18 protein-coding genes and 2 pseudogenes are annotated in these 15,835 nt (G+C 54.4%); 10 read left to right on the top strand and 10 right to left on the bottom strand.

Annotated features, from left to right (window positions below):
* Positions 1-6: 6 nt before the first annotated feature.
* The 7 genes from traA to traL all read right to left on the bottom strand — a co-directional run bounded on the left by traA (position 7) and on the right by traL (position 4,998).
* Positions 7-306, bottom strand: coding sequence for a TraA family conjugative transfer protein (gene traA, locus ACW73I_RS07045; RefSeq protein ID WP_026601817.1), 300 nt, complete (start codon positions 304-306; stop codon positions 7-9).
* Between the two features lie 122 nt (positions 307-428).
* Positions 429-953, bottom strand: a complete 525-nt coding sequence (locus ACW73I_RS07040; protein WP_458028531.1) for a TraV family lipoprotein — start codon at positions 951-953, stop codon at positions 429-431.
* Positions 950-1,756 carry a DsbC family protein gene (locus ACW73I_RS07035; RefSeq protein ID WP_458028530.1) on the bottom strand — a complete coding sequence of 269 codons (807 nt, stop codon included), beginning with the start codon at positions 1,754-1,756 and terminating at the stop codon, positions 950-952. Before ACW73I_RS07035 ends, ACW73I_RS07040 begins: the two co-directional genes overlap by 4 nt.
* Positions 1,757-1,785: 29 nt before the next feature.
* A complete protein-coding gene (locus ACW73I_RS07030; RefSeq protein WP_458028529.1) occupies positions 1,786-3,150 on the bottom strand; it encodes a TrbI/VirB10 family protein in 1,365 nt (454 codons plus the stop codon).
* A complete protein-coding gene (locus tag ACW73I_RS07025) occupies positions 3,150-4,112 on the bottom strand; it encodes a TraK protein (RefSeq protein WP_458028528.1) in 963 nt (320 codons plus the stop codon). The genes ACW73I_RS07030 and ACW73I_RS07025 overlap by 1 nt, the downstream gene beginning before the upstream one ends.
* Positions 4,109-4,720: a TraE/TraK family type IV conjugative transfer system protein gene (locus tag ACW73I_RS07020; protein ID WP_458028527.1), complete on the bottom strand. Its 612-nt coding sequence runs from the start codon at positions 4,718-4,720 to the stop codon at positions 4,109-4,111. Before ACW73I_RS07020 ends, ACW73I_RS07025 begins: the two co-directional genes overlap by 4 nt.
* Positions 4,717-4,998, bottom strand: a complete 282-nt coding sequence (gene traL / locus ACW73I_RS07015) for a type IV conjugative transfer system protein TraL (protein ID WP_458028526.1) — start codon at positions 4,996-4,998, stop codon at positions 4,717-4,719. Before traL ends, ACW73I_RS07020 begins: the two co-directional genes overlap by 4 nt.
* Positions 4,999-5,245: 247 nt before the next feature.
* On the opposite strand from traL, the gene ACW73I_RS07010 reads away from it, so the two are divergent.
* Positions 5,246-5,731 (top strand): SRPBCC family protein, encoded by a 486-nt coding sequence (locus ACW73I_RS07010; protein ID WP_458028525.1) that lies wholly within the window; start codon positions 5,246-5,248, stop codon positions 5,729-5,731.
* A gap of 34 nt (positions 5,732-5,765) precedes the next feature.
* A pseudogene (locus tag ACW73I_RS07005) lies at positions 5,766-6,209 on the top strand (YiiD C-terminal domain-containing protein).
* 107 nt (positions 6,210-6,316) lie between these two features.
* Here ACW73I_RS07005 and ACW73I_RS07000 read toward each other — a convergent pair.
* Positions 6,317-7,729: an aminotransferase-like domain-containing protein gene (locus ACW73I_RS07000; protein WP_458028524.1), complete on the bottom strand. Its 1,413-nt coding sequence runs from the start codon at positions 7,727-7,729 to the stop codon at positions 6,317-6,319.
* Positions 7,730-7,888: 159 nt separating this feature from the next.
* Here ACW73I_RS07000 and ACW73I_RS06995 point away from each other — a divergent pair, with 159 nt between their 5' ends.
* From ACW73I_RS06995 to ACW73I_RS06960, 8 genes and pseudogenes are all read left to right on the top strand, one after another.
* Positions 7,889-8,815, top strand: a complete 927-nt coding sequence (locus ACW73I_RS06995; RefSeq protein ID WP_458028523.1) for a DMT family transporter — start codon at positions 7,889-7,891, stop codon at positions 8,813-8,815.
* A 17-nt stretch (positions 8,816-8,832) separates the two neighbouring features.
* Positions 8,833-9,711, top strand: a complete 879-nt coding sequence (gene ilvE / locus ACW73I_RS06990; protein WP_458028522.1) for a branched-chain-amino-acid transaminase — start codon at positions 8,833-8,835, stop codon at positions 9,709-9,711.
* The gene (locus ACW73I_RS06985; protein WP_458028521.1) at positions 9,708-10,235 is read left to right on the top strand and encodes a DinB family protein; all 528 of its coding nucleotides are present in this window, start codon (positions 9,708-9,710) and stop codon (positions 10,233-10,235) included. Before ilvE ends, ACW73I_RS06985 begins: the two co-directional genes overlap by 4 nt.
* On the top strand, positions 10,232-11,041 hold the full coding sequence (locus tag ACW73I_RS06980) for a sulfite exporter TauE/SafE family protein (protein WP_458028520.1): 810 nt from the start codon (positions 10,232-10,234) through the stop codon (positions 11,039-11,041). The genes ACW73I_RS06985 and ACW73I_RS06980 overlap by 4 nt, the downstream gene beginning before the upstream one ends.
* Before the next feature lie 204 nt (positions 11,042-11,245).
* The gene (locus ACW73I_RS06975; protein ID WP_458028519.1) at positions 11,246-11,917 is read left to right on the top strand and encodes a class I SAM-dependent methyltransferase; all 672 of its coding nucleotides are present in this window, start codon (positions 11,246-11,248) and stop codon (positions 11,915-11,917) included.
* 29 nt (positions 11,918-11,946) lie between these two features.
* Positions 11,947-12,342 (top strand): tautomerase family protein, encoded by a 396-nt coding sequence (locus ACW73I_RS06970; RefSeq protein ID WP_458028518.1) that lies wholly within the window; start codon positions 11,947-11,949, stop codon positions 12,340-12,342.
* Positions 12,343-12,435: 93 nt separating this feature from the next.
* Positions 12,436-13,248 (top strand): glutamate racemase, encoded by an 813-nt coding sequence (gene murI / locus ACW73I_RS06965; RefSeq protein WP_458028517.1) that lies wholly within the window; start codon positions 12,436-12,438, stop codon positions 13,246-13,248.
* A gap of 94 nt (positions 13,249-13,342) precedes the next feature.
* A pseudogene (locus ACW73I_RS06960) lies at positions 13,343-14,089 on the top strand (SAM-dependent methyltransferase).
* Positions 14,090-14,212: 123 nt separating this feature from the next.
* On the opposite strand, the gene ACW73I_RS06955 reads toward ACW73I_RS06960, so the two are convergent.
* Together ACW73I_RS06955 and ACW73I_RS06950 are read right to left on the bottom strand one after the other, a co-directional pair.
* Entirely contained in the window at positions 14,213-15,016 is an 804-nt protein-coding gene (locus ACW73I_RS06955; protein WP_458028516.1) for a class I SAM-dependent methyltransferase, read from the bottom strand.
* Positions 15,013-15,795 (bottom strand): class I SAM-dependent methyltransferase, encoded by a 783-nt coding sequence (locus ACW73I_RS06950; RefSeq protein WP_458028515.1) that lies wholly within the window; start codon positions 15,793-15,795, stop codon positions 15,013-15,015. The genes ACW73I_RS06955 and ACW73I_RS06950 overlap by 4 nt, the downstream gene beginning before the upstream one ends.
* Positions 15,796-15,835 lie beyond the last annotated feature (40 nt).

Genomic DNA, 15,835 nt, shown 5'->3' with positions numbered 1-15,835 from the left:
CGGACCCTATAGTGTCGCGGTGACGATATTGGTGATAATGGTCGGCGCAGCAAACAGGCCGACGCCGCTGGCAATCCCCAGCACGAAGCCCATGATGCTGCCTCGCACTACACCAGCGACCAGACCGACAATCACGAATACAATGGCGATAATCCGACCCAACAAGCCTTCGACCCAGCCGGTCAGCAAGGTCCAGACGTTGTTGAACTCGGTGCCGCCGGCACCGGCCATGGCGTCGGGTGCCAACAATACAAAAAACAAGGAAGCTAGGGCGACTAGAACCCCGGTTCGATAAGACACCTTCATGAAAACGACCTCAAAGTTGAATGAAGACGGTTACCCGTCCGATCTCGGAAGCGTGCTCCGGCTCAACAACAGCGGTCGCCCGCCAAGACTCGCCGGTCCAAACAGCACCGGCGGTGATGAATTTAGTGGTTAGCGGCAGGATTGTTCAGCGTGGCTGGCAAACCGCGAGATTCCACATCATCGTTATCCGATATCTGGCGTGTTGCAGGCGGCCGTTGCTCAATCTGCAGCGGAATCAATGACGGATTCAAGGTCGGCGCCGACTTGCCTATCATCCAGCGGCGTGATTCCAGTTCGGTGTAGACATAGTTCGATACCATCAGATCGCCTTCGGCATCTTCCCACGGCGCGATCCAGATGCGCATGACCTGCGACGGGGTCCGAATCGGCGTGGGGTCGTCGATTTTCGGCATCGGTTGTTGCACTGGGATGTTCGGATCGGATACGGTTCGATCAAGTTCTGCGCGTTCATCCTGTTCGACTGTTGGCTCCACCAAGGCCGGATTGGTGACTTGATAGGCCTGTGTGGTCGACAAACACTGTGGCTCATCCGGCATGCCTTTACAGCCGTATTGAGTTGCGCAGCCTGAGACGAATACCGACATCAAGCTGGAAAAGAGTAATGGAAATTGGCAATATCGTTTCACGGCTTTTTCTCCGCTTTCGTAGGTTCAGATGTGGTTGTGGTGGATACGGCATTGGGTTTGTCGGCCAACCAATCGGCCAAGACGTCCGGAGCGCCAATATGCGTCCGACCATCCGGGGCAATCAGAAACGGTACGCCTGGTAGGCCAAAAAGTTTGGCCGTGACGATGGCTTTCTGTAACGGCTCTTTATTACATGGTGTGGGCTGTTCGGTCGGTAAGCCGGCGTAATCTTGTTTCAACAGGCGATCGCGAACGGCGGCCTTAGCTTTGGCACCCGATGAACCCAATTGACAGGTCAGTTGTACGACGATATTTTGGGATTCGGGCCCCAGGATCGGTACCATGACCAGTTTGAAGGTGTATTTGTCCTGCAAGGCTTGCAGGTCTTTCATGACCTTGCCGCAATACGGGCAACGTGGGTCGATGAAAATCAATACCGCTTCTTTACCCTGACCGACAGTGACCGGTCCCAAGTCGTCGACGTTCAGTTTCATCTTGGATAGATCGATGCGGTTGGCGATTTGGTCGATGTCGGGTAGATCCTTGATTTCTTGTTGAGTCCAAACATCCATCAGCTTGCCACCGTAAAAGGCAAAGCGGCCGTTACTGGACATGAACACGGTTTGATTGCCAGTCTTGACCATTTTCAAGCCGGTAATCGGCAAATCCTGCATGCCGTCAATGTTGATCGACAACAAACTGGCGGCAATGTCGGATGCATTCGGTTTGGGTGGAGTAGTAGCGAATGCTGCGGAAGCAAATATCAGCAATGACAATAGTAATCGGGTCTGGCGTAGGTTCATCTTTTTGTTCCGGATCATGGGTTGAATAATCAGCTTGGGGTTTTCAGTTTCAAGGCCGTGCCTTTCTGCACGATGAAATTGACCTGGCGAGTAACATCGACTTCGATGACCGGGTAAATCTCCTCGGCCATGTCCATGTAAAAATGCGATAGCCGTTCCATGGCATAGCCGGCACCTTTCAAGGCGCCACCTTCCATGGATTGTGAGGAAAAGGCACTTTGGAAGGGCGTGGTACCGGACAGACCGCCTAGACCGCCGGTCATCAACACCGGAATCTGGTTGCGGCCGAAGGCATCGGAAAAGCCTCGTAAAAATCCTGCCATCATCGATTGGGCGAGTAGGGCGCCTTGTTTGGAAACGACGCGACCGCGCACCCCGTTTTTGCCGTCTTCGCCGGTGGCATACGCATTCATCGGCACTTCGATCACGCCACCGTCTTGGCGTACGCAAGAAAACGTCTCGCCACGAAAATAGGCGCGTTCGGCACTCAAGTCGCCAAAACCGGCGGCCAATAGAAAACATTCGCGCACATCGGCGTGGAAGCGGTTAGGTAGAATGGCTTCCTTCTTGATCCGAAACAGCACCGGCATCGGTTCTTTCTTGGCCTTTTTGCCGGTCGGGGCATCCAGGCCGTTCAATAAAACACCGCTAAGGATGCTGCCGGCGGGGATGAAAACATCGCTGTGTGAACCTTGTGCTGCGCCGTTTTCACCTACCACTTTGGTGTCGGTAGCCGGTTTTTCTTCCTTGATGACGCGGATCTGCATGGTAGCTGGCATTTGTGGGTTTGCCCCGGACCGTCCGCCCGAGATACCGGCGTTGCCAGTCGTCGGTGCAGGAATCGCGGCTTGTTCAAAGACGTTGTTCAGATCGTCTTGAGCGCTATTAAGCCGGGTGGAGGAATAAGGCCGTCGCGCATAATCGGGCTGATGCGTGCTATTGTCAGAGAGTACATTAGGGTCCACACCCGTTGTGGATGGCAGCGAAGCCGGTTTATTCTTCAACGACTCGACTTCACCGGTCACGGCTTTGAGTTTGGCTTCATAGGCCTCCCGCTCCGCCATGGTCCATTGCTTGAAGCGCAGTTCGTCGGATTGCTGTTCGCGTTTTTGTTGTTCCTCTATCGCAGCCAAACGCCGCCCCTGCTCTTCGTGCTTTTGCAAGAGATCGCGCAGTTGGGCGGAAATGCCGTCGATGCCCAATGAGCGCGGATCGCTGTCGGTCAGGATATGCTGGATGGTTGCTTGTTTACTGGTCGGCTTGGCAATCTCCGGCGACACCGAGGCCAGCGCAATGATGATCGCCAATAGCACGGTGCCGATACTGCCCACCGCCACATTGCGCTTGGCGGTAGGACTTAAACGTGACCACCAGCCGTTTTGTATGCCAGCCATCAGGGTTGACTCCCATTGAGCAATGACGGCCTGAGCGCCGATGAGGCTTCCGGAGTCTGTCTGATCGCCACATAGAGTTCGGTCGATTCGTTTTGTCCTAGCACGACTTTGGGCCAAGCGGCAACGGCCAGCACCTCGTTTTTAGTCGTCGCACAAGAGCGCTCGTCAAACTCCAGAGGCTGCATGCCGGTGTTACGGGCCACACCGACCAGGATCAACATGTCGTGACCTTCCAATACCTGACCGGTTTTGATCTGCACTCGATCTTGCAAACACCGAATCTGTTCGCCCTGGCTGGGATCGCGCAGCGAAAAGCCTGGTGGTGTCTTTTGCAGACCCAGGTCGCGGAACAGCGATTTAATGTGGGCAATGTAGGCCTGTTGCTGAACGCCGATGTTGCCGGAAGAGGTGCTTGTCGATTGCAGTTTGCTCAGTAATTTGTAATCGTCCTGGTCCAGACTGAGATGGATTTCCCGGGCTGGAATGCGTTTGGGAATCAAGGTTAGCGACAAGGCGATGTCCTGCTTGTCGCCGGGCGTGATGTATAAGGTCACTGGCGTTTCGTCGGCGGTAGCGACGTAAACGATTTTACCCTTGGTACTGGTGGTCGCTTGGCTAGTGGTCGTGACCACTGGATGTTCGAACGGTGTGACCAAGCGGTTCAAATGGCCGACCGCAATCGGCATCAGTTCGTTGATGCCGGGTTTAACTTGAATGTGTTGCGGCGCGACGGACGTTGTCGCTGTGGCAGCGGCCTGTCGGTTTGCCGCTTGCAATACACTCACATCCACCGGCGGCAGTTCGATGCCGAAATCCGTAGTTTGATCCATGGCAGCATCTGATGTGGACAAAGGCTTTGCGACTGTGGTGACCGGTGGCAAAACGGTAACCGGTAATTCCTCGGCAGACAAAGAAGTGCTTACCGTCAGCAGTAACCAAAATGGCAAACATGATCGTTTCATGGTTGAGTCTCGCGGGTTTGACCTTGGGTCGCTTTCAAACGATCCAAGGTTCTGGGCGAATCGGGGTAGACATCGATGAACTCCAGACGTGGCCGGTAGTTCTTGATGGCAATGATGAATTCGTAGGTGCGGGGCTTGACGTCGGGTTTGGAACTGGGGCCTTGGCTTTTCAATTCACCGCTGACAAAGACTTTATTGGTCGCGGTTTCGTAATCGACGTGACGCGGCGTGAAGCTGATCGCCACCCGATCCATCTTGATGGCCTTGATTTGATCGGCCATGGCATCGAGGACACTGCGGTAAATATCCGGCGCCAACAAGGGCTCGATCGCGGTCTTCAGGAAATCGGCGTTGGCTGGGGTGGTGTTGCCGAGCAACTCTGCCAGAAACAAGCCCCAGGACTCTTTGAACTCACTCGAAGCGCTACTACGTGTGACTTCGACTTCCTGGGTGAGGGTAGGGGGCACCAGGATGATGCTGCGCTCGGTGCGCCAGGCGGCTAGCGAGGTGATCACGCAAATGACTAACAAACCAATGATGACGACGCGACTAAACCGGTTCTCGGTCTCATGCCCGTCCCAGGTCTGCAGAAACTCCGACCATCTCATGGCAGAAACCCGCGGATGTAGGGATTGGGGATGGTCTGGGCGCGACTGGGCAACAACCCCAGCCAATACAGCGCATGCAAGGTGTAGCCGTCGGGCCGGTTATCGCGAAAACGCCGGTAGAATTTGACTGCGATGAGGCCTAAAGCCAATCCGGGAATGAACTGATCGATCAACATGCCGGTCAGCATGCTGACCATAAACGGCACGATCTCATCCGCACTCCACAATAAAATGTGGATCGGATCGTCTATCGATTGGGGGATGGCAACGGGTTCCATAATGACCTCCGGTTGGGATGGTCATCATTGTGAAGGCTAATTTGAGAAAGGCTTTTGCAGCTGATGACGAAATTGCGATTAGCTGTAAAAATTGAAGTCAAATTGACTGGTTAGTTGAACCAGTGATTTGATTGTTTATAAGAAGTGAGCCAGTTGCATAAATCGGATATAAAGCGCATGTAGTTGGACTGATTTTTGCTAAATTCCAAAACCGGCAGCAAATGCGGTTTTTTGTTTTGAACAACGAATGAAATTTATGTTTACACATTATCTCCATACGGAAATTGAAATAGATGCCTCCGCGGACAGGGTTTGGGCGGTGTTGTCGGATTTGGCGTCATATCCGCAATGGAACCCGTTCGTCAGATCTGCGGTCGGAATGCTTCGGCAAGGCGGGCGGCTTCAGATTGTCGTACAGCCAGATGGTGGCAAGGCCATGCGGTTTTCGCCTGTCGTCCTTACAGTTCAACCTACGCGAGAGATTCGCTGGTTAGGCCGTTTTTTGTTTCTCGGTCTCTTTGATGGCGAACATTGCTTTGTGATCGAGTCGCTTGGCGAGAACAAGGTTCGTTTTATTCAGAACGAACGGTTTGGCGGGATTTTGGTGGGGATTATGCGCCGAAGTTTGGATCGAGGCACAAAAAGCGGTTTTGAAGCGATGAACCATGCATTGAAGGCGCGAGCCGAAGGTGGTCAAATACGGGCCAACAGCGGCGTGGAGCCTACAAGTTGACGCCTAGCGTTTGATACCATGAACGGAGAAAAAATTGTCACTAACTGAACTTGAACAGTACCTTCACAAACACATTCCTCTGTCGAAAGCGATGGGTGTAGTCGTCGTGTCGGCGAATGCGGAAACCGCTGTCTTGCAAGCGTCGTTAGCGCCGAATATTAATCATCGGGAAACCGTATTTGGCGGGAGCGCGTCGGCACTAGCGATTCTCGCTGTATGGTCTTTGTTACATACACGACTGCGAGGAAGTGGTATTGAAGCCCGCTTAGTCATCCAGCGTAATACCATGTAGTACGACAAGCCAATATTCGGCGAATTTACAGCACAGGCATTGCTGGAACACGAAGATGACTGGCTGAAGTTTACGCGGATGTTGGAGCGCAAAGGAAAGGCCAGAATTACCGTCCTATCGGAGTTGGAGCACGCAGGACAAGTCGTCGGAATGCTCAGGGGTGAATTTGTCGCGTTGAGAGCGTAAAGAACAGGCTTAAAGGCTGTAATAGGATACTAGGCCACGGCACTCGGCTGGCGTTTGTTAAAGCTCTTAAATTGATGGCGCAGTCTACTCGGCAAATACGATCCGGACTATCGCTCTTCTACCATCTGTCCCAATCTTACCAGCGCATGGTCTACCCGCTCGTCCCAATCCACCGCACAATTTAGGCGAATAAAGTTCCGGTATTTTTGCGTGGCCGAGAAAATCGGGCCGGGCGCGATGCTGATGCCCTGCGCCAAGGCGAGCCGGCTCAGCGCCGTTGCATCGACACTTTCCGGCAACTCCACCCAGATTACGAAGCCGCCTTCCGGCTGGGTGACGCGGGTACCCGGTGGAAAATAAGCGCCGATGGCCGCGGTCATCCTATCCACTGCTTGCCGGTATTGGTTGCGCGCCTGGCGTAGATGCCGTTCGTAACCGCCCTTTGCCAGCATTTCCGCGGCCGTCAATTGCGCGTGGGTCGGCGTCGCCAGATTGCTGACGTATTTCAGATATTCGGTTTGTTCCAAGTGAGGCCCGGCCACCAGCCAACCCACGCGCAAACCCGGACTCAACGATTTGGAGAACGACGAACAATACAATACCCGTCTCTCGCTATCCCAACTTTTCACCGTTGACGGCCGTTGCATACCAAAACCCAGATCTCCATAAACGTCGTCCTCGATTAGCGCAATTCGGTTGCGGTTGACTAGTTCCATCAGCGCGCGTTTGCGTGCATCGCTCATGCAATAACCCAAAGGGTTGCTGTAGTTGGGAACCACGATGCAGGCCTTGATCGGCCATTGCTCGCAGGCCAATTGCAGCGCATCCAGCGCGATGCCGTCGCGCGGATGGGTCGGAATTTCGATCGCGCGTAGGGACAGTGATTCAATGATTTGCAACAGTCCGTAAAAGGTCGGCGATTCGACGGCGACAATGTCGCCCGGCCCGGTCACCGCTCTCAATGCCAGCGACATTGCTTCCTGGCAGCCGTTGGTGATTAAGATGTCACTGGGATCGACCGGGCAGCCCTGTTCCGACATGCGCCGGGCGATTTGCCGTCGCAATTCCGGCGTGCCCGGCGGAAATTCGTAATTGGAGATGCGTTGGCGGTAAAACCGGGCGACGCTGGCCGACATTTGCGCCAACCTTTGCGTCGGCAAAAACGACGGCGCCGGCACGGCTGCACCCAACTGCACGATCTTCGGATTATTGGCGGCTTTGATCAAGCGCAACACCAATTCCTGCCCCGTTACCAAGGTCGGTTCACGTGGCGGTGTGGAAATTGCCGGTTCCGGTAGCGAACAGCGCGGGCGCGGCCTGACGTAATAGCCCGAGCGTTGCCTGGCTTCAAGGTGGCCCTGATCCTCCAACAGCCGCAATGCGCTCACCGCGGTTGCCGTGCTGACCTGATGTTGGTGGCTGAGCCGGCGCACGCTGGGCAGGCGTTCTCCCGGCCGGTACAGATTCTGCGCAATGGCGTTAAGCAAATGTTCGGCTAGGTTTTCGTAGCGTAAGGTCATGGTGTTTACAATACAGTTTCGGCATTTGGCGATGGATACAATTCAATTTGAGTCAAAATTGTATCGATATAATTTACAGATTGTGCATCTGTATCGGTTGCCTGATCATAGTCTAAAGTGACGCCTTCAATCAAACAGGACAAGGCTATGAAATCCCGCATGTTTAACCGCGCTGCGCTTGCCGCTGGCGACCAAAGCCCTACGACGTTTCTCCAAACTTCCGAGCTCAAGCGCGGTTATTGGTTCGGCTGCGCCGGCATTCTCGGTTTTAGCCTGACCTTGCCGGCAACCCGAATGGCAGTGGCGGAACTCGATCCGGTTTTCGTTGGCCTGGGCCGGGCGGTTGCAGCTTCATTGCTGGCGGCATTGGTGTTGTGGTGGCGCGGCGGTCGCTTGCCCAGGGGCAGCCAATGGCTCAGGCTGGCTGCAACCGCTGCCGGAGTAGTGATCGGCTTTCCGCTGCTGTCGGCATTGGCTTTGCAACAGGTGTCGGCGGTGCATGCTGCCGTGGTGGTCGGCCTGACGCCGTTGTTGACCGCCGGTTTCGGCGTGCTGTTGTCGGGTGAGCGGCCGGCATGGCCGTTCTGGCTGGCAACGGCATTGGGTAGCGCGGCTATTTTGGTCTTCGTCTACCTGTCCGGGGAAACCAGACTGCAACAAGCCGATCTGTATCTACTGGCCGCCATCGCTTGCGTAGCCTACGGTTACGCCGAAGGTGCACGTTTGGCAAAACAGCTGGGTGCTTGGCAGACCATCAGTTGGGCGTTGTTGATAACTGCGCCGCTGTTGTTGCCGTGGGTGGTGAACACTGCGCCGCCGCACTTCGAGCTGGTCAGCTGGCCGAGTTTGTTGGGCTTCGCCTACGTCAGCGTAATCAGCATGTATCTAGCTTTTTTTGCCTGGTATCGTGGCCTGGCGCTGGGCGGTACCGCGCGGATCGGCCAACTGCAATTACTGCAGCCGTTTCTCAGCATGGCCGCCGGTGCGGCGTTAATCGGTGAACGCGTCGAGATTGAACAGCTGGCAACCGCCGCACTGGTCGTCGCCTGCGTCTTGGCTGCCAGAAAACCTTCATACCACCGCTAAATTTACAGGAGAATTTGATGACTATCCATTCGATAACCTGGTTGAACGGCCAACTGTTGCCTACCGGGCAAGCGCTTATCCCCGTCAACGACCACGGTTTGCTGTATGGCGACGGCGTTTTCGAAGGCATACGCTTTTACCGGCGCCAGGCATTTCGGCTGCAACGGCATTTGCGGCGTCTACAACTGTCGGCGCGGGCGATTGCGCTGGAAATACCATTCTCGATAGCCGAATTGACGGCGGCTATCGAACAGCTGATCGCTGCCTTCGCCGACGGCGACGGTTATATTCGTCTGATGGTGACGCGCGGAGCCGGACCGTTGGGCTTGAATCCCAAGAGTTGTTCGCAGCCCAACGTTATTGCCATCGCCGACCAATTGACGATGATAGCCGTCGGCCACCAGCAGGCCGGCGCTCGGCTGATTGTGTCGTCGGTGCGCCGCTTGCCGGCCGACGGCCTGGATCCGCGCATCAAAAGCTTGAATTATATGAACCACATTCTGGCCAAAATCGAGGCCAACCATGCCGGAGCCGACGAAGCGATACTGCTCAACGCCCAAGGCCGGGTGGCCGAAGGTACCGCCGACAATGTGTTTATCGTTAGAAACGGGCGATTGTTGACGCCGCCTTGTAGCGAGGGCGCGCTGGAAGGCATCACCCGCGATTTGGTGTTGGAATCGGCGGAAGCCGACGGTCTTGAAACCGGTGAACAGCCGTTGGGCGTGTACGACCTGTACGCTGCCGACGAATGCTTTTTGACCGGCACCGGCGCGGAACTGATACCGGTAGCTAGTGTTGATTGCCGTGCATTGCCTAGTTGCCCCGGACCGGTATTCCTCCACTTGCAACAGGCCTTTCGGCGAACCATAGAACGAGAGTGCGGAGGAATCTTATGAATTTGCTGGAGAATTTGCTGTTACAGGCGCGTTACAGCCAGTGGGTGAATCAACGACTATATGACGCCTGCTTCACTTTGGCGGACGGGGAACGCAAACGGGAGCGCGGCGTATTTTTTGGTTCCATCCACGGCACCTGGAACCACTTGCTGTTGGGCGATCGCGTCTGGCTCGCCCGCTTACAAGGGCGCCCGGTGCCTTATCAACGCTTGGACTTGGAGCTTTACGCCGATTTCGCCGAATTGCGGGCGGCGCAAATCGATTGCGACCAAGTTTTGCTGGATTGGATTCAAGGCTTGCAAACCGACGATTTACAACGGCGCATCGCTTTCCGCAGCCTCTCCACCGGGCAGGACAGGGTATTGGAGGTGGCAACCATATTGACCACCTTATTGATCCACAAGACTCACCACCGTGGCCAAATCACCGCGTTGCTGAGCCAGTGCGGTTGCGATTACGGCGACATTGATTTTATCTGTGCGCCGGTTAGCATTACGTTGGGCTTTAACAGCAGAACTATATGATGTTGTTGGAAACACAGTGGGTTTTATCTTTTTTAGTGCTTGGGGCATTCGTCGGATTTATGGCCGGGCTCCTAGGTATTGGTGGTGGCGGGATTATGGTACCCGTCTTAACGACAATCTTTATTTATCAAGGTATTCCGGTTGAAAAAGTGATTCATTTGGCATTGGGAACATCGATGGCGTCAATCATTGTTACTTCTTTGTCAAGTGTGAGAGCGCATAATGCAAAAGGTGCTGTCGTTTGGAATATCGTTAAAATTATGTCGCTTGGCATCATCCTGGGGACATTTGTGGCCACATTTATAGCAGTCAATACCCGCCCACTTTATCTTGCCTTGTTTTTTTCATTATTCATGGCCTACGTTTCAAGCCAAATGTTTTTGGACAAGAAACCAAAAGCCAGTAGAAAACTGGCAGGCAGTGTCGGGTTGTTATGTGTCGGTTCCGGTATTGGCGCAGTCTCTGCGCTGGTATCAATCGGAGGTGGTTCTTTAACCGTTCCATATCTTGTTTGGCAAAATGTCGATATCAAGAAAGCCATTGGAACATCTGCCGCAATAGGCTTCCCCATATCCATCGCCGGCACCGCAGGCTATGTCATCAATGGCTGGACGGTGACATCGGGAAGCGAATATACGTTCGGGTTTGTTTACGCTCCAGCCGTACTTCTAATTTCTGCGGCAAGCTTCATTACAGCACCTTACGGAGCTCGGCTGGCTCACAAAATACCAGTCGCGTCTTTAAAAAAAATCTTTGCATTACTGCTGATTCTGCTTAGTCTAAAGATGTTGTTTTCAGTATTATAGAAATATGGTTTGACTATATTTACCTTTGAATAGGGTATTGAAAAACAGTTGCATAGACATGAGTAAGGCTTCAAATTGACTATTTGATGCAGGATATTAGCAATATTGACCGCTAAATATAGATCGCTTGAAGTGCTAAATATAGAAAATTAACAACCCGCCAGATATGCCGTTAACCGTCTAATTCGTAGCGTAGGCCCGCAAATGTCCGCCCTTACACTGTCAAAGTTTGTTCCTGGAACTGAGGGTTATGCCGAAGATGCGGAGTCACTCATCTCCCTATACGAAGGCGTTCCTTTCACCGAGAAATACAAAGCAGTGCTCCACTTGCTACCGACAAAGGCAAGCAAGATTTTGGATTTAGGTGCCGGTACAGGGATTGACGCCGCGTGGCTCGCGAAGAAAGGACATTGCATCCTAGCAGTAGAGCCAACAGACCCACTTCGAGAAGCAGGCGCCAGACTCCATTCTTCAAACCGGATCGAGTGGCTTGACGATAGTCTGCCAATGCTACTCAAGACCATGGCTCGCAAAGAAGTTTTCGATATTGCACTGGTTACAGCAGTGTGGGCACATCTTGCAGAGAATGAACGTAAGCACGCCATGTCAAATATTGCGGCGTTGCTCAAGCCCGGTGCTTTGCTTATTATGTCTTTGCGACATGGGCCGACTCCAGCGGGCAGGCGAGCATTTGAGGTTACTGCCGAGGAAACAATAGAACTCGCCAGACGGGACGGCCTCAAAGAAGTCCTATATGTGCGGACAGAGTCTGCCCAACCGATCAATCGCCAGGCAGGTATCATGTGGTCATGGCTCGCATTCAGAAATGAGCCTAGCTCATCATTCAAACGGGACCGGTTACCGCCAGCACCTTAATTCAAACATTAGCTGTTTTAGGACTAAAAATGCCAAGCGCACTTATAGAAGTACGTCAGCAATACTCACCAGAAATTGAATCTGAAATAATGGAGGCCGTTCATGCCGCACTGCGGGAGGCTTTCAAAATACTTCCAGGCGACAGGAATGTGCGGTTGCTCGTACATGAACCGCATAGGTTTCAATGCCCGCCAGACCGAGAAAAGCCAGAGTATTACACACATATAAGTATTGATTGTTTCGCGGGTAGATCGCTTGAAGCAAAGCGGAACCTATACAAAGCCATCGTTAACAATCTGTCTCAGTCTGGTATTCCCGCTAATCACACAAAAATCATGCTGCGTGAAATTTCCGCCGAAAATTGGGGAATACGGGGTGGTCAGGCTGCATGCGATGTTGATCTTGGCTTTGAAGTAAATGTTTAACCTACAGCTAACAAGGCGTATTCAGCCGGTCCAAAAGTCGCTACGAATTTTTTGTCCAGCTGATTTGCAGAGCTAGGCTTCTCAGTCCACAAAATGTACAGTAGTCATGCCGAAGAACCTGCACCTATCGGAGTCCTCGATTCCGGTGTCGGCGGGCTATCGGTTCTTCGCGCGTTGCGCGTGAAGATGCCCGAGGAATCGTTTATTTACGTTTCGGACGGCGCCAACGCGCCTTATGGCGACAAATCTTCAGAGTTCATTCTGGAGCGAACAAGACAAATAGCAGGATTTTTGTTGCGACGAGGCGCAAAATCGCTGGTACTGGCCTGCAATACCGCCAGCGTCGTCTCCGCACAACGGCTGCGATCTCTTCATACCCTTCCTATAATTGCCATGGAGCCGGCAATCAAGCCCGCCGCTCAAATAACCAAGACAAAGGCGGTTCTTGTGCTAGCCACGACCAATACAATACGAAGCGAATCCGTCACGCGACTCTGCGACACATACGCCCAAGGTGTTCGCGTGATCTTACAGGCCTGCCCAGGGCTTGCCGATCAAGTGGAACTCGGGCGGATAAATCACGAATCGACCTATGCACTGTTGGAAAATTACCTGCGGCCGGGCCTCACAGCCGGTGCGGACGTCATTGTTCTGGGTTGCACGCATTACGCGTTTTTGATGGAGTCGATTGCACGGATATCGGGACCATCCGTCACCATCATCGAGCCGTCAGTAGCCATCGGTCGGCAGCTTCACCAGGTACTGCCGGCATCGAACGGCAGCGTGTGCAAGCCGGTGGCAACTGAATTCTACTCAACGGGTTCATTGGAGAGCCTCTCGTGCTTTCTGGCGGCCGTTGGCGAACCCTATGAACATGTACATCGGTTTCCATCGGGCGAGGCCTGATCCTTTGTTCAACCGAGCCCGTAACAGCGGGCCGCTTCGCGCGCGAGATAGGCTTTGCCCGAATCTATTCACACCCGTAAGGAGATTTTCCACTGTGGATATACCACGAATATTTAACATCACCGAAAGTGCTCACCGCATCCATAACCCGATCACAGCAGAACAACTCGCTACACTCGGCTCAGCGCTGCGTCTGGAAGCGGGGACCCGAGTGCTCGACCTCGGCAGCGGCTCGGGGGAGATGCTGTGCACTTGGGCACGCGATCACGGCGTCATAGGCACTGGCATCGACATGAGCCGCTTGTTCACCGAACAAGCGAAACGCCGTGCCGATGCACTCGGCGTCACCGGTCAAGTCGAGTTCATCCATGGCGATGCGGCCGGCTATATTTCCGAGGAGAGGGTCGGCGTGGCAGCTTGTGTCGGTGCTACCTGGATCGGCGGTGGCGTCGCCGGCACGATTGAGTTGCTGGTGAAGAGTTTGCGTACCGGAGGAATCATCCTTATCGGCGAGCCCTTCTGGCGTCAGTTACCGCCGACGGCAGCGGTCGCTAGGGGATGTCTTGCCAACTCAATTGCTGACTTTCTCATGCTCCCGGAACTTCTCGCGTCTTTCTGACGCCTTGGCTACGACGTTGTTGAAATGGTTCTGGCCGACCAAGACGGCTGGGACAGATACGAGGCGGCCAAATGGCTCACGATGCGCCGATGGCTTGAAGCCAATCCCGAGGACGAATTCGCGCAAGAGGTTCGGGCCCAACTGACCTCGGAACCCGTGCGTTACGCCGCTTACACGCGTGAGTACCTGGGCTGGGGAGTGTTCGCGCTGATGCCAAGGTGATGTGTTGACGCATCCGTGGACCGTCCACTATTGTGGTGCGTAACCAGCTGGTGACTCCCGTTGTCGCTGTGATTGGCAAGGCTAGTAGCCCCGAATTTGCTTCGCTATTCGGGGCTGCGGGGCTTACGTTTTGTCCGATTTATTCGCTTCGACTTCGAGCAAGACCATTGCCACATGGGCTTTGCCGTCCGCGCTCAATGGCACTTGATCCAAATAATCTGAACAAACCGTTTCGATGAACGATTCTCTCAGGTTCTCCGGAATCCGCTGTGTGTAAGGCAGCCAGGTGGTTCGAATCCAGCCCGCCAAACCTGCCCGGCCCTCGTGCGCCATATCCGTGGCGATGAGTTCTAGCCGTTTGATGGTAAATCCCTTGGCTTTCAGCATCACCCGGCATTCATCGACCGCTGGAAAGGTATACGGAAATTCGAAGCCTTGAAAATACTCGGACCACTGTGCCGACATGGTGACTTTGTCCATAGTGGTCCGTATCTCCGCCACATCGCCTTGGCCACCCATGCGCAACAGCAGTTTTCCGCCCGGTTTCAAGCTGCGATAGAGACCGGACAGTACCGGACGGTGGTCATCGACCCAATGCAGCACGGCGTTGGAAAACACCCAATCGAAGCGCGCTTCGAAACTCAATGCGCGCGCGTCCATGATTTGAAAGTGCAGATTGGGATGGTGGTCCGGCGGGTAGCGGCGGCGGGCCAGTTCGATCATCGCCGGCGAACAATCGACGCCCACCACCGACCCGTTCGGCAGTGCGTCAGCTAGTTGCGCCGCGACCCATCCGTCGCCGCAACCCAAATCCAGTACGGCTTCATTTCCGGTCAGAGCCAGGCGTGCGATCAATTCGCCGGCCCAACGTTTCTGCGCATGGGAGTGCTGAGCGTAATCCTCGGCGTCCCATTTGTATGCGCTCATGACCTACCTACCATGGCTTCGGCGGCGATCAGCACCGTGTCTACAGTAAAACTGCCGTCAGCCTCGAAAGCGAAGTAGTCGGACACTTCTCGCGGCGCGCTCTGTTGCAAACGACGAAGCGCCGTGACGTGGGGCGGAGGGGTTCCGATGCGTTCGATCCACGGGCCAAACGCCAGCGGGAGGCGAAAAGTCCGGACGCTCGCGGTTCTAAAGCCGGCCGTCGCCAATAATGCTTGCCATTCGGCCAGTGAGCGGTCGCGGACATGCGAAGGATCGCGCAGCAACTCCAGACTTTGCAGCCAGGTGTCCAGCAAATGCGTTCCCGGACTAAGGACGTCCATCAGCAATAGCATACCGTTTGGCCGCAATACCCGGTGCATTTCAGCCAGTGCAGCGGCGACCTCGGTCCAATGGTGCGCACTGTAACGGCTAACGACCCAATCGAAACCGGCATCGGCAAAGGGGAGGGCTTCGGCTGTTCCGGCTCGGACCGCGATATTGTGTAATCCGCGGCATTGGGCCTCCGCTTCGACCACAGCCAGCATCGCGTCGGACAAATCGCAAGCCATCACTTGTTGCGACAGCGGCGACAAGCGAAAGGCGACGTGGCCTGCGCCGCATCCCAAATCCAACACGGAGCCCGGTTGGTGGGCGCCGATAATTTCGACCATGCGTTCCAGGTCTTCGCCCTGAGCATGGGTGGTGCTGGCAAGATAATCTAGGGCGTGATCGCCGAATTTCCCGGCGACCAGAGATTGGTGGTGCTTATCGTTTGTCATAGCGAATCCTTTGTTTGTGGATGACGGCTTATTGTTCGGC

It is taken from the genome of Methylomonas sp. MgM2, from assembly GCF_054172045.1.
Note: the sequence above shows the minus strand (reverse complement) of the source record. Positions and strands in the feature narration are given on the sequence as shown.

Coding starts and splice junctions, on each gene's coding strand:
- ACW73I_RS06975 (WP_458028519.1), top strand. CDS start 11,246: ATGTCCGCCCTTACACTGTCAAAGTTTGTTCCTGGAACTGAGGGTTAT.
- ACW73I_RS07010 (WP_458028525.1), top strand. CDS start 5,246: ATGAAATTTATGTTTACACATTATCTCCATACGGAAATTGAAATAGAT.
- ACW73I_RS07030 (WP_458028529.1), bottom strand. CDS start 3,150: ATGGCTGGCATACAAAACGGCTGGTGGTCACGTTTAAGTCCTACCGCC.
- ACW73I_RS07000 (WP_458028524.1), bottom strand. CDS start 7,729: ATGACCTTACGCTACGAAAACCTAGCCGAACATTTGCTTAACGCCATT.
- murI (WP_458028517.1), top strand. CDS start 12,436: ATGTACAGTAGTCATGCCGAAGAACCTGCACCTATCGGAGTCCTCGAT.
- ACW73I_RS07035 (WP_458028530.1), bottom strand. CDS start 1,756: ATGAACCTACGCCAGACCCGATTACTATTGTCATTGCTGATATTTGCT.
- traA (WP_026601817.1), bottom strand. CDS start 306: ATGAAGGTGTCTTATCGAACCGGGGTTCTAGTCGCCCTAGCTTCCTTG.
- ACW73I_RS06950 (WP_458028515.1), bottom strand. CDS start 15,795: ATGACAAACGATAAGCACCACCAATCTCTGGTCGCCGGGAAATTCGGC.
- ACW73I_RS06980 (WP_458028520.1), top strand. CDS start 10,232: ATGATGTTGTTGGAAACACAGTGGGTTTTATCTTTTTTAGTGCTTGGG.
- ACW73I_RS06970 (WP_458028518.1), top strand. CDS start 11,947: ATGCCAAGCGCACTTATAGAAGTACGTCAGCAATACTCACCAGAAATT.
- ACW73I_RS06955 (WP_458028516.1), bottom strand. CDS start 15,016: ATGAGCGCATACAAATGGGACGCCGAGGATTACGCTCAGCACTCCCAT.
- ACW73I_RS07020 (WP_458028527.1), bottom strand. CDS start 4,720: ATGAGATGGTCGGAGTTTCTGCAGACCTGGGACGGGCATGAGACCGAG.
- traL (WP_458028526.1), bottom strand. CDS start 4,998: ATGGAACCCGTTGCCATCCCCCAATCGATAGACGATCCGATCCACATT.
- ilvE (WP_458028522.1), top strand. CDS start 8,833: ATGACTATCCATTCGATAACCTGGTTGAACGGCCAACTGTTGCCTACC.
- ACW73I_RS07025 (WP_458028528.1), bottom strand. CDS start 4,112: ATGAAACGATCATGTTTGCCATTTTGGTTACTGCTGACGGTAAGCACT.
- ACW73I_RS06995 (WP_458028523.1), top strand. CDS start 7,889: ATGTTTAACCGCGCTGCGCTTGCCGCTGGCGACCAAAGCCCTACGACG.
- ACW73I_RS06985 (WP_458028521.1), top strand. CDS start 9,708: ATGAATTTGCTGGAGAATTTGCTGTTACAGGCGCGTTACAGCCAGTGG.